We start from the raw sequence: 10,735 nt of genomic DNA, 5'->3' as shown, positions 1-10,735 counted from the left end.
GCGCTGAGGGCGCGGCTCGCGCCGCCGGCTGGTGCAGGTCCCGCGGGTCGTGCCGACGCTCCCGCACCCGGACCTGGTGCGGGGCTCGAGGCCGCACGCCGCGCCGTCCGCGCCGCCGTCGTGAGCCCCCTGACGGCGCCGGCGGTCGTCGCGGAGCTGAGGGCCGAGGCGAACATGGCCGTCGGCGACGCCAAGTGGTCCGTGGCCGAGGCGCTGGCCGAGCACCACCTTCTCGCCGAGGCGGTCGCCGTCGTGGACGGGGGAGAGGCGGCGGCACGCGTCGTCGCACGCGCGCACGGGCGTCCGCTCGTGCTCGCGGTGCGCGACGCGTACCGCAGCGCGTGGCAGACGGGGTGGGTGACCGAGGTGCTCGCGGCCCGGCCCGACGCCGTCGTGGTCGCCGTCGGCATGCCCGACGACGGGGCGCTGACCTCCGGTCCCTTCCTCGCCGCTCACGGCGCCGCGGTCGTGAACACGCGGGCCGCCGCCGAGGTCCTGGCGGGCACGGTGCCCGTGGCCTGACGGGCCTGACGGGCCTGACGGGCCGGGCCGGGCCGGGTCAGGTCAGGCCGGGTCGCGCCTCAGTCCTCGGCAGCGAGCCGGAACGCGTCCTCGGCCACGTGGACGAGGGTCTCGGCGGGCACGGCGTCGGCCACGTCGGTCGCTGCGGTCTGGAGCACGACGACGAGTGCGTCGCCGTCGTCGTCCTCGGCGTACCAGGAGCCGCCCATCGTCCCGACGGAGCTGCCGCCCTTGAACGCGACGTAGGGCCACTCCTCGCCGTCGACCTCGACGCCGGGGTTCGCGGACATGATCTGCGTCACCGGTTCGCCGTGCGGGGTGCCGGCTCGCTCGGCGAGCGCGACGTGCGCGGCGCACAGGTCGCTCGCCGTGGCGAACCAGTCGACGCCCGAGGGCCAGACGACCGTGGTGCCCATCGACGCGACGTCGACGGCGAGCGGTCCGGCGGGTGCCTCGGCGAGGAGCGCGCGGCGGCCCGCCCCGTCGGCCGCGGCCCAGCGCTCGCGGAGCTCCGGACCACCGCCCCAGCCGAGCCAGAACAGCTCCCTCGTGGTCGGGAGGGGCGCGAGCGCGTCGGGGTCGTGGTGCGCCATCTCGGCCACCGCCCGCTCGACCTGCTCACGTCCGACGGCGTGCACGAGCAGGTCCGTGGCGGTGTTGTCGCTGATGGAGATCATCAGCTCGGCAGCCTCCTGGACGGTCACCTGCGTCCCGGTCGGCTCGTCCTGCAGGCGTCCCGAGGGAAGCGAGCGGACGTCGTCGGTCACGGTCAGCGGCGTGGTCCAGTCGAGGTCGCCCCGGCCGACGGCGTCGACCACCGCGCCGAGCACGTAGAGCTTGACCATCGAGCCGATGGGCAGCGGCTCGTCGGCGGACGACCCGGCCGGCATGCCGTCCCGGGGGACGCACTCGCCGTCGGACGAGACGTCCGCCACGAGCAGCGACGTGCTGGCTCCCAGCTCCTCGACGTCCTCGACCAGACCCTCCCAGGAGGTGGCCGGGTCGTGCGGCGGGGGCGGTTCCGAGAAGAAGAGCGTCGAGATGCGACCGTCCGCGTCCACCGCGAGGTCCATCGCGAGGTCCTGCGCCGAGCTCGTGAGGACGACCCGGAGCGCCTCGTCGCTGCCCTCGAGGTCGATCGGCGTCCACGGCGCCGCCGCGCGGAGCTGGTCGAAGACAGGCAGCAGCGTCTCGACCGGTGCGGCGGCGAGGAAGGCGGCCGAGAAGCGCTCGATGGCCTCGTCCGACGTGGTGCTCGCGTCCGCCTCGAGCTCCGCGAGCACCCAGTCGGCCTGGCGGCCGGCCGGGGTGTCGGGCATCTCGACGGCGTCCGGGGTCGCCGCCGGCGACGACGGCGTGGGCGTGGGTTCGGCGTCCTCACCCGGCTCCGCCGCGCACGCCGTCACGGCGAGCACGATCGCCACCAGCGGGACCGTCCGGCCCCACGCCCGCGTCTCCCTCAAACCTGCCCCCTCGCCTCGGCAGTGCACCCGACCGGTGCAGCCTGTCAGCCGGTCTCGCGTCCCGACAGCTTGTCGCGGAGGCGGTCGACGAGGCCGACGCCGGGTCCGAGCGTCTTGTGGAACAGCGCGGAGTGCGGCGCGCTCGGGTGCGGACGGGTCGGCGCGAGCTTCTTCGCGGCCTCGACCTTCGCGCCCATCTCGACGAGCTTCTCGTGCGGCACGTGCGCGCGCAGCCGCGGGAACTGGTCGGCCTCCTCCTCGGCGATGTGCTCCGTGAGGTCGGCCTGCAGCTCGCGGACGATCTCGAGGAACTGCGCGCTCGCGGGGTCCGCGTCCTCCAGCCGCTTCATGAGCTGGACGATCTCCTCGTGCTCGGCCTTGTCCTCCTCGACCTCCTGCCGGCCGTCGGGCAGGTGCTCCTCGATCGCGGGGTAGACGAACATCTCCTCCGCGACGGCGTGCCGCATCACCTCCGCCGTGACGGTGTCGGCGAGGTCCCGCCGCTGCGCCGGGTCGGGTGTGTGCTCGATCTGCGCGAGCAGGTCGAGGAACTCACGGTGGTCGCTCGTGAGCACGTCGACGACGTCCGTACCGGATCCGGCCTGTGCCTCGGTCATGGGAGCTCTCCTCGGGTCGCCTGCACGACGGCGGCGCCGGCCCGCGGCCCGCCCGGCTCCAGCCTCACCCAGGACCGGCCGGCTCACCAGCGGAGGCGGGCGACGCGCTGCGACCAGCGGCCGGTGACAGCGGAGCCCCGTGCAGCCGGCTCGCGACCCCGGTGCGGACGGGCGGACCGTCGCCCAGGATGGGGCCATGAGCTCACAGCGGCTGACCGCGGGTGACCTGCTGGTCGCCGTGCCGCACCTCCTCGACCCGAACTTCAAGCGTGCCGTCGTGCTGCTGCTGCACCACGACGACGAGGGTGCGCTCGGCGTCGTGCTCAACCGCCCGCTCTCCGTCGCCGTCGGCTCGGTGCTGCCCGCGTGGGAGGGCGTGGTGAGCGAGCCAGCCAGCCTGTTCCAGGGCGGTCCCGTCGGCCTGGACGGCGCCCTGGGGGTCGCGACGCTGCCCGCCGCCGCGGAGCCGCCGCCGTCGGTCACGCGTGTCGCGGGCTCGTTCGGGCTGGTCGACCTCGACGCCGACCCGGACGACGTCCGCGGCGTCCTCGGCCTGCGCGTCTTCGCCGGGCACGCCGGCTGGGGAGCGGGGCAGCTGGACGAGGAGGTCGCCGCGGGGGACTGGTTCGTCTTCCCCGCGCTGCCGTCGGACGCCGCGACGCAGGACCCCGCGCGCCTGTGGCGGGCCGTGATGCGCCGGCAGGGCGGCTCGATGGCCATCGTCTCGACCTTCCCGGACGACCCGCGCCTCAACTGAGCGCGGGCCGTCCGGGGTGGCTCAGGACTCGCGCAGCACCTGACGCGCGAACCCGGCGGACCGCGTGCGGAGCCCCTCGATCCGGCGCGCGACGAGCGCCGCCGGGTCGTCGCCCGCCTCGACGATCGTGGGCGTACGGCGCACGTTGCGCGAGCACTCGAAGGTGGTGCAGATGAGCGTGCCCAGGGTGTCGCCCTTGCGGCCCGCGGCGCCCGCGCGCGGCGCGACGTACATCGAGACGTCGCCCGTCGCGTAGACGTCCTCGCACCACGCGCACACGGCGCTGCGCCGGGCGGCCGACCGCTCGGGCGAGCGGAGCGCGATGCCGACGAGGGTGTCGTCGACGGGGACGACGACGTAGGCGCGCAGCGGCGCCTTGCGGTCGATCCAGCCGAACACGTCGAGCCGGTCCCAGCGGGTCTCGGCGAGGTCGAGGGGGAGGGCGAGCTGCGCGGCCTCGCGGCGCGAGCAGTTCACGAAGGACGTGCGGATCTGCTTCTCGGTCAGGACGTTCATGGGTCTCGGCTCTCAGGGGGTGCGGACGCCCCACGCGGGCGCACCCGACGTCGACGTCGACGGAGAGGTCGACGGACGAGGGGAGTGCGCGGCGGTGGGGCAGGGCGTGGTGAGAGACCGGCCGGCGTGCCGAGGTGCGTCCCGGTGGGACGTGGTCGCCGTGAAGGCGTCAGGCGCTCCGGACGGTCGTCCGGCCCGTGCCCGAGCAGGCCTGGAGGGCCGCCTCGCTTCCCCGCTGCATCGCCGTGCGCTCCGTCCGTGCGGCCCGGACGTCCCGGGCGCTCCCGGCCATGATGCAACCGCTCCGCGCCGCGGACCAAACGCCGCCCCCGGGGGACGCCACAAGGCGGCGGCGGCCGGGACCTGTCGCGCGGCGTGCGACGCGCGGTAGGAAGGGCCATGGGCACCGGGGCAGGGCGCGCGGAGGTCCTCGTCGTCGGCGCCGGACCCGGCGGGCTCGCGGTCGCCGCCGCGCTCGGACGACGCGGCGTGCCGACCACGGTCCTCGAGCGGGCGGACGCCGTCGGCGCCTCCTGGCGGCGCCACTACGACCGGCTGCACCTGCACACGACCCGGCGCATGTCGGGCCTGCCCGGGCTCCCGATCCCGCGCGACGCGGGTCGCTGGGTGAGCCGCGACGACGTCGTCCGCTACCTCGAGCGGTACGCGGCGCACCACCGCCTCGACGTGCGCACGGGCGTCGACGTCCGGCGCGTCGAGCGCGACGGCGACGGCTGGGCGCTCGCGTGCGCCGACGGCACGCGGCTCACGGCGCCGGTGGTCGTGGTGGCGACGGGGTACAGCCACACGCCGCACGTGCCCGCGTGGCCCGGCCTCGAGACGTGGACCGGCACGCTGCTGCACGCGCGGGACTACCGCAACGCCCGGCCGTACCGCGGACGGGACGTGCTCGTCGTCGGCGTGGGCAACACGGGTGCGGAGATCGCCGTCGACCTCGTGGAGGGCGGCGCCGACCGCGTGCGCCTCGCGTTCCGCACCGCGCCGCACATCCTGCGGCGCACGACGGCGGGCTGGCCCGCGCAGGCCACGGGCGTCGTCGTCCGGCGCCTCCCCGTCGCGGTGGTGGACCGGATGGCGCGCGTCGTCGCGCGGGCCGAGGGCCTGGACCTGAGCGCGCACGGCCTGCCGCGGCCCGAGGTCGGGCTCGCGACGCGGGCGCGGGCGGGTGCCATCCCCGTGCAGGACGTCGGGCTGGTGGCCGCGGTGCGCGCCGGGCGGGTCGAGCCGGTCGCCACCGTCGCGGCCTTCGAGCGCGACGCGGTCGTCCTCGCCGACGGCGAGCGGATCACGCCCGAGGTGGTCGTCGCCGCGACGGGCTACCGGCAGGGCCTCGAGGACCTCGTCGGGCACCTGCCGGTGCTCGACGGCCGCGGGCTCCCGGTCGTGCACGGCGGCCGGACGGCGACCGGGGCGCCCGGCCTGTACTTCACCGGCTACACGAACCCGCTCAGCGGGATGCTGCGCGAGCTCGCGCTCGACGCCGTCCGGATCGCGCGCGCCGTCGCCCGCAGCCGGCGGCGCGTCCCCTGACCCGGCCGCTCTGACCCCGAGGTCGGCGTGCACACCGTGCGGCGCCCTCGCCGCTGGGGCACCCTGACGTCGTGGCGCCGAGCCGTGATCGCGCGGGCGGCCTCGAGACGTACCGGTCGATGCGTGACTTCGACCGCACGCCGGAGCCGTCCGGCGAACCTGCGCCCGCTCCCGCCGAGGCGCTGCGGTTCGTCGTCCAGCGTCACCGCGCGCGGCGCCTGCACTACGACCTCCGGTTCGAGATGGGCGGGGTGCTCGCGAGCTGGGCGGTTCCCCGCGGCCCGACGCTCGACCCGGCGGCGCGGCGGATGGCCGTGCACGTCGAGGACCACCCCGTCGAGTACGCCGACTTCGAGGGCGTCATCCCTGCAGGCGAGTACGGCGGCGGCGACGTCATCGTCTGGGACCGCGGGACGTGGGAGCCGCACGGCACGGACGACCCGGTGGCCGCGGTCGCGGCCGGTGAGCTGCACGCCGACGTCCACGGCGAGCGCCTACGAGGGCGCCTGGTCCTGGTGCGGCGGGGCGAGGCGGACGAGCACGGCAAGGAGCAGTGGCTGCTGCTGCACAAGAAGGACGAGCACGCCGTCGACGGCTGGGACGCCGAGGACCACCCGACGTCCGTCGTCTCCGGCCGGACCAACGACGAGGTCAAGGCCGACCCCGAGCGGCTGTGGCGCTCGGACCTGCCGGCGGCCGAGGCCTCGATCGAGCTGCACCCGACCGTCACCGGACCCGGCGACGACGCGCTCGCCGCGCTCGACGACCTCGGCGAGGGCGGCACGTGGGAGGTGTTCGGCCGCAGGCTCCGCGTGACGAACCTCGACAAGGTGCTGTTCCCGGCGCGGGCCGACGAGCCGCCGGTGACCAAGCGCGAGCTCGTCCGGTACGCCGCACGGATCGCGCCGGTGGTGCTGCCCTACCTGCGCGGCCGCGCGCTCAACATGCACCGCTACCCGGAGGGCGCCGGGCGCAAGGGCTTCTGGCACAAGCAGGTGCCCGCGCACGCGCCGTCGTGGCTGCCGCGCTGGGACAACCCCGAGGCGGACCCGGGCGAGACGACGACCTACCTCGTGGTCGACGAGCCGGCGGCGCTCGTGTGGGCGGCGAACTTCGGTGCGCTCGAGTGGCACGCCTGGACGTCGCTGACCGCCGAGCCGCACCGGCCCACGTACGCGCTGTTCGACGTCGACCCCGGCCCGAGCACCGACTGGGACGACGTCGTCCTGCTCGCGCGGCTGCACCGCGACGCCTTCGAGCACCTGGGCGTGCGCGCCTATCCCAAGCTCACCGGCCGGCGCGGGATCCAGGTCTGGGTGCCGATCACGACCGGGCCCGACTTCGACGAGACGCGGGCGTGGGTGGAGCGGGTCTCGCGCACCGTGGGCGCCGTCGTCCCCGACCTCGTCAGCTGGCGGTGGGAGGTGCGGGACCGCGGCGGGCAGGCGCGGCTCGACTTCACGCAGAACGCGATCAACAAGACCCTCGTCGCGCCCTATAGCCCGCGCGCCGCCGCCGGCGCGCCCGTGTCCGCGCCGATCACGTGGGACGAGCTCGACGAGCCGTGGCTGCGGCCCGACGCGTTCACCATCAGGACGGTGCTCGACCGCGTCGCCGAGCGGGGCGACGTGTTCCGCGGCGTGCTGGGCGGCGACCAGCGGCTGCCGCGCCTGGGCTGACGTCCCGCGGCCGCCGTGCCTGCGCTGATGGCGCGGGCCTGCCGCGCCGGGGCCACGCCCGCGGGCCTCACTCACCTGTGCCCGGCAGGGGCTCAGTCGCGCGAGGTGACCCTCCGGTACCGGCCGTGGAGCGCGCGCATGACGGCGACCTTGCGTCCGCCGCCGCGCAGGGGCGCGACGTCGAGCCGGGACCTCATCGACCGCTCCTGCTCGAGCCGGTGCTCGAGGTGGTCGATCCGGTGGCGGTAGATGACGAGGTAGGCGTCGGGGTGCACGGTTCCTCCTGCACTGGTGTGCCGGTGCCGCGCAGGACGGGTCGCGTCGTCGCGGCGTGCGGGCCGGGTCCGGCTCGCACGACCAGCGTGGCACCGCGGCGGCTGCACCGGGCGGGCCGGGGCGGGTGAAGGCGCCGTGCGGGACCCGGACGGCTCCGGGTGGGGGCAGAGGCAAGGGACTGTGGTCCCGGGTGCGGTGCAGATCACCCGTCCCCGGTCCGCCGATCTCGCGGTCGCGACGTAGACTTCGATACGGATACCGTCCATCCTCTTCGCCCGCCGCCCCGGCCCAGCCGGGACGTGCCCCGCGCGGATGGCGGCGCGCGGCCCCCGGCGGCGCGGACCACGCACCGATGCCACCACCTGAGGAGAACCACGCCATGGCCGAGATGCTCTACCGCCTCGGGAGGTCCTCGGCGCGGCGCGCATGGGCCGTCCTGCTCACGTGGCTCGTCGTCCTCGGCCTTGCCGGGGGTGCGTACCTGGCCTTCGGCGGCACGCTCAGCTCGGCGATCTCGATCCCGGGCACCGCGACCGCCGAGGTCACCGACCGGCTCGAGGCCGAGCTCTCGTCCGCCTCGGGCGGCACGGGCAGCGTCGTGCTCTACACGTCCGACGGCGAGCCGTTCACCGACGAGCAGCGCGCCGCGGTCGCCGAGGCCGTCGAGCGCGCGGCGGAGGTCGACGGGGTCGAGGCCGCCGTCGACCCGTTCGCGACCGAGGCCGAGCGTGCGGCCCAGGCGCAGCAGCTCGCCGACGGGCAGGCGCAGCTCGAGGAGGGCAAGGCCCAGCTCGCCGCGGGTCAGGAGCAGCTCGACGCGGCGCGCGCCGAGCTCGCGGTCGGGCAGGAGCAGCTCGGCGCCGCCCGCGCGCAGGCCGAGGCGGCGGGCATGGCCGACGTCGTAGGCCCGCAGCTGGACGCGGAGCAGGCCGTCCTCGACGCCGGCGCCGCCCAGCTCGACGCCGAGCAGGCGACGCTCGACGCGGCCGTCGCCGAGATCGCGGCGCAGGAGCCGCAGCTGACCGACGGTGCCGCGCTGCTCGAGATGGCCGAGGGCTACCGCACGGTCGCCGAGGACGGCTCGGCCGTTGTCGCGACGGTCGTCTTCACCGAGCCGCTGTTCGAGGTCACCCCGGAGACCAAGGACGCGGTGTCCGCCGCCTTCACCGAGCAGCAGGTCGACGGGCTCGAGGTCGACGTCTCGAACGAGCTCGTGGCCGGCGTGCCGAACATCGGCGGCGCAGCCGAGGTCGTCGGCGTCGCGGTCGCCGCGATCGTCCTGCTCGTCATGCTCGGCACGATCATCGCCGCCGGCCTGCCGCTGCTCACGGCCCTCGTGGGCGTCGGCGTCGGCGCCGCGGGTGCGCTCGCCCTCTCGGGCACCGTCGAGATGATCTCGGTGACGCCCGTGCTGGGCGTGATGCTCGGCCTGGCGGTCGGCATCGACTACTCGCTGTTCATCCTCAACCGGCACCGCCGCCAGCTCCGCGAGGGCGCGGACCTGCACGAGTCGATCGGCCTGGCCAACGGCACGTCGGGCAACGCCGTCGTGTTCGCCGGGGCGACCGTCGTCATCGCGCTGCTCGCCCTCAACGTCACAGGCATCCCGTTCCTCGGCCTCATGGGCACCGTCGCGGCCGTGTGCGTCGTGATCGCCGTCCTCGTCGCGGTGACGGCGACCCCCGCGCTGCTCGCGCTCGCCGGCTCACGCGTGCTGCCGCGCCGTCAGCGGGACGCCGCGCCGACGCCGCCGCCCGCCGACGTCGCGCCGATGTCGACCGGGAGCGCGGTGCTGCGGCTCGTCGTCGGCGTCGCCGTGCTGGGCGTCGTCGCCCTGCCCGCGGCGTCCATGCGCCTCGGCCTGCCGGACGGCTCCTCGGAGCCCGAGGACTCGAGCCAGTACCGCGCGTACACGGTGGTTGCGGAGCGGTTCGGCGAGGGCATCAACGGCCCGCTCGTCGTCGTCGCGGACCTGCCCGAGGGCGTCGAGGAGGCCGACGTCACGGGCCTGCAGGCGCGCATCGGCGCGGAGATCTTCGCGGTCGACGACGTCGAGGCGGTCGTCCCGTTCGCGACCTCGGAGGACCTCGCGCTCACGGCATTCCAGGTGGTGCCCGCCGAGGGTCCGAACGCCGTGTCGACCGAGGAGCTCGTGCACACGCTGCGCGGCCTGGACGTCCAGGAGCCGGGCGTCACGCTCGGCGTCGCCGGCGCCGCGAGCGGCAACATCGACATCTCGGAGAAGCTCAGCGCCGCGCTGCCGGTCTACCTCGCCGTGGTCATCGGCCTGTCGCTCATCATCCTCGTGGTCGTGTTCCGGTCGTTCGTCGTGCCGCTCATCGCGACCGCCGGGTTCATCCTCTCGGTGTTCGCGGCCTTCGGCGGCGTCGTCGCCATCTACCAGTGGGGCTGGCTGGGCGAGATCTTCGGCGTGCACGACCCGGGCCCCGTGCTGAGCTTCCTGCCGACGATCCTCGTCGGCGTGCTCTTCGGCCTGGCGATGGACTACCAGCTGTTCCTCACGTCCGGCATGCGCGAGGCGTACGCGCACGGGGCCGACGCGCGCCGCGCCGTCACGCAGGGCGTCCGCGCGGGTCGTGCGGTGGTCACCGCCGCCGCGATCATCATGATCGCCGTCTTCGGCGGCTTCGTGTTCTCGCACACGGCGATCATCCGGCCGATCGGCTTCGGCCTGGCCTTCGGCGTCCTCGTCGACGCGTTCCTCGTCCGGATGCTGCTCGTGCCCGCGCTCATGCACCTCGCGGGGGAGAAGGCGTGGTGGCTGCCGCGCTGGCTCGACCGCGTGCTGCCCGACGTCGACGTCGAGGGCGCGAAGCTCGAGCGGGCGCACCACGCGCTGCACGCGGGCACCGAGGACGAGCGGGAGCCGGCCGCGACGCGCTGACCGGTGCGGCGGACCGGCGCGACGGGCCGGCTGCCCCGGTCGTCGCGCCGGACCGCGCTGCCCACCGTCGTCACGCCCGAGCGACGTGCGCGCGGTCAGCGCGACGCCCACCGCCGGCTGATCGCGGCGACGTCGTCGGCGTCCGGCCCGTCCGGGAGCGGGGCGCGGTCGGGCGCGTCGCGCAGACCGTCCGCGAGCAGGCGGAGGTAGCGGCGGTAGGCGTCCGGCCGCAGGTCGGCGCTGTGCTCGGCGAGCTCGGTGACCATCCACAGCAGCACCGTGATGTCCTCGCTCGTGACGCCGGGGCGCAGGTCGCCCTCCGCCCGCGCCCGCTCCAGGAGGCGGTCGCCGACGGCGGCGAACGCGGCGCGGTCGGCGGCCAGGTGGCGGGGCCCGGCGTCGGCGGTGTCCCGGTCCGGCAGGTCCCCGCCGTCTGCGCCCTCGCCGCC

The 10,735-nt window shown here is 75.8% G+C and carries 9 protein-coding genes and 1 pseudogene; 5 read left to right on the top strand and 5 right to left on the bottom strand.

Features of this window, described 5'->3' with window-relative positions; translation table 11 throughout:
* Nucleotides 1–522: pseudogene (locus ICW40_RS17030) on the top strand (hypothetical protein); the annotation flags it as partial.
* Nucleotides 523–581: 59 nt separating this feature from the next.
* On the opposite strand, the gene ICW40_RS17025 reads toward ICW40_RS17030, so the two are convergent.
* Both ICW40_RS17025 and ICW40_RS17020 read right to left on the bottom strand, forming a co-directional pair.
* Complete coding sequence (locus ICW40_RS17025) at nt 582–1,946, bottom strand: serine hydrolase (RefSeq protein WP_221655198.1); 1,365 nt, start codon at nt 1,944–1,946, stop codon at nt 582–584.
* Nucleotides 1,947–2,029: 83 nt separating this feature from the next.
* A complete protein-coding gene (locus ICW40_RS17020) occupies nt 2,030–2,602 on the bottom strand; it encodes a hemerythrin domain-containing protein (RefSeq protein ID WP_221655197.1) in 573 nt (190 codons plus the stop codon).
* A gap of 196 nt (nt 2,603–2,798) precedes the next feature.
* On the opposite strand from ICW40_RS17020, the gene ICW40_RS17015 reads away from it, so the two are divergent.
* A complete protein-coding gene (locus ICW40_RS17015) occupies nt 2,799–3,359 on the top strand; it encodes a YqgE/AlgH family protein (RefSeq protein WP_221655196.1) in 561 nt (186 codons plus the stop codon).
* A 21-nt stretch (nt 3,360–3,380) separates the two neighbouring features.
* On the opposite strand, the gene ICW40_RS17010 is transcribed toward ICW40_RS17015, so the two are convergent.
* The gene (locus ICW40_RS17010) at nt 3,381–3,875 is read right to left on the bottom strand and encodes an FBP domain-containing protein (protein WP_221655195.1); all 495 of its coding nucleotides are present in this window, start codon (nt 3,873–3,875) and stop codon (nt 3,381–3,383) included.
* A gap of 399 nt (nt 3,876–4,274) precedes the next feature.
* Between ICW40_RS17010 and ICW40_RS17005 the strand changes: the two genes are divergently transcribed.
* A complete protein-coding gene (locus ICW40_RS17005; protein WP_221655194.1) occupies nt 4,275–5,426 on the top strand; it encodes a flavin-containing monooxygenase in 1,152 nt (383 codons plus the stop codon).
* A 71-nt stretch (nt 5,427–5,497) separates the two neighbouring features.
* Nucleotides 5,498–7,105 carry a non-homologous end-joining DNA ligase LigD gene (gene ligD, locus ICW40_RS17000; RefSeq protein WP_308121881.1) on the top strand — a complete coding sequence of 536 codons (1,608 nt, stop codon included), beginning with the start codon at nt 5,498–5,500 and terminating at the stop codon, nt 7,103–7,105.
* Nucleotides 7,106–7,197: 92 nt separating this feature from the next.
* On the opposite strand, the gene ICW40_RS16995 is transcribed toward ligD, so the two are convergent.
* Nucleotides 7,198–7,380: a hypothetical protein gene (locus ICW40_RS16995; RefSeq protein WP_221655193.1), complete on the bottom strand. Its 183-nt coding sequence runs from the start codon at nt 7,378–7,380 to the stop codon at nt 7,198–7,200.
* A 353-nt stretch (nt 7,381–7,733) separates the two neighbouring features.
* On the opposite strand from ICW40_RS16995, the gene ICW40_RS16990 reads away from it, so the two are divergent.
* Nucleotides 7,734–10,286 carry an MMPL family transporter gene (locus tag ICW40_RS16990; protein WP_308121880.1) on the top strand — a complete coding sequence of 851 codons (2,553 nt, stop codon included), beginning with the start codon at nt 7,734–7,736 and terminating at the stop codon, nt 10,284–10,286.
* 95 nt (nt 10,287–10,381) lie between these two features.
* Here ICW40_RS16990 and ICW40_RS16985 read toward each other — a convergent pair.
* Nucleotides 10,382–10,735, bottom strand: a 354-nt coding sequence (locus ICW40_RS16985) for an SbtR family transcriptional regulator (RefSeq protein WP_221655192.1), incomplete at its 5' end; no start/stop codon positions are given.

Source organism: Actinotalea ferrariae (genome assembly GCF_019733465.1).
Taxonomy (GTDB): Bacteria; Actinomycetota; Actinomycetes; order Actinomycetales; family Cellulomonadaceae; genus Actinotalea; species Actinotalea ferrariae_A.
Note: the sequence above shows the minus strand (reverse complement) of the source record. Positions and strands in the feature narration are given on the sequence as shown.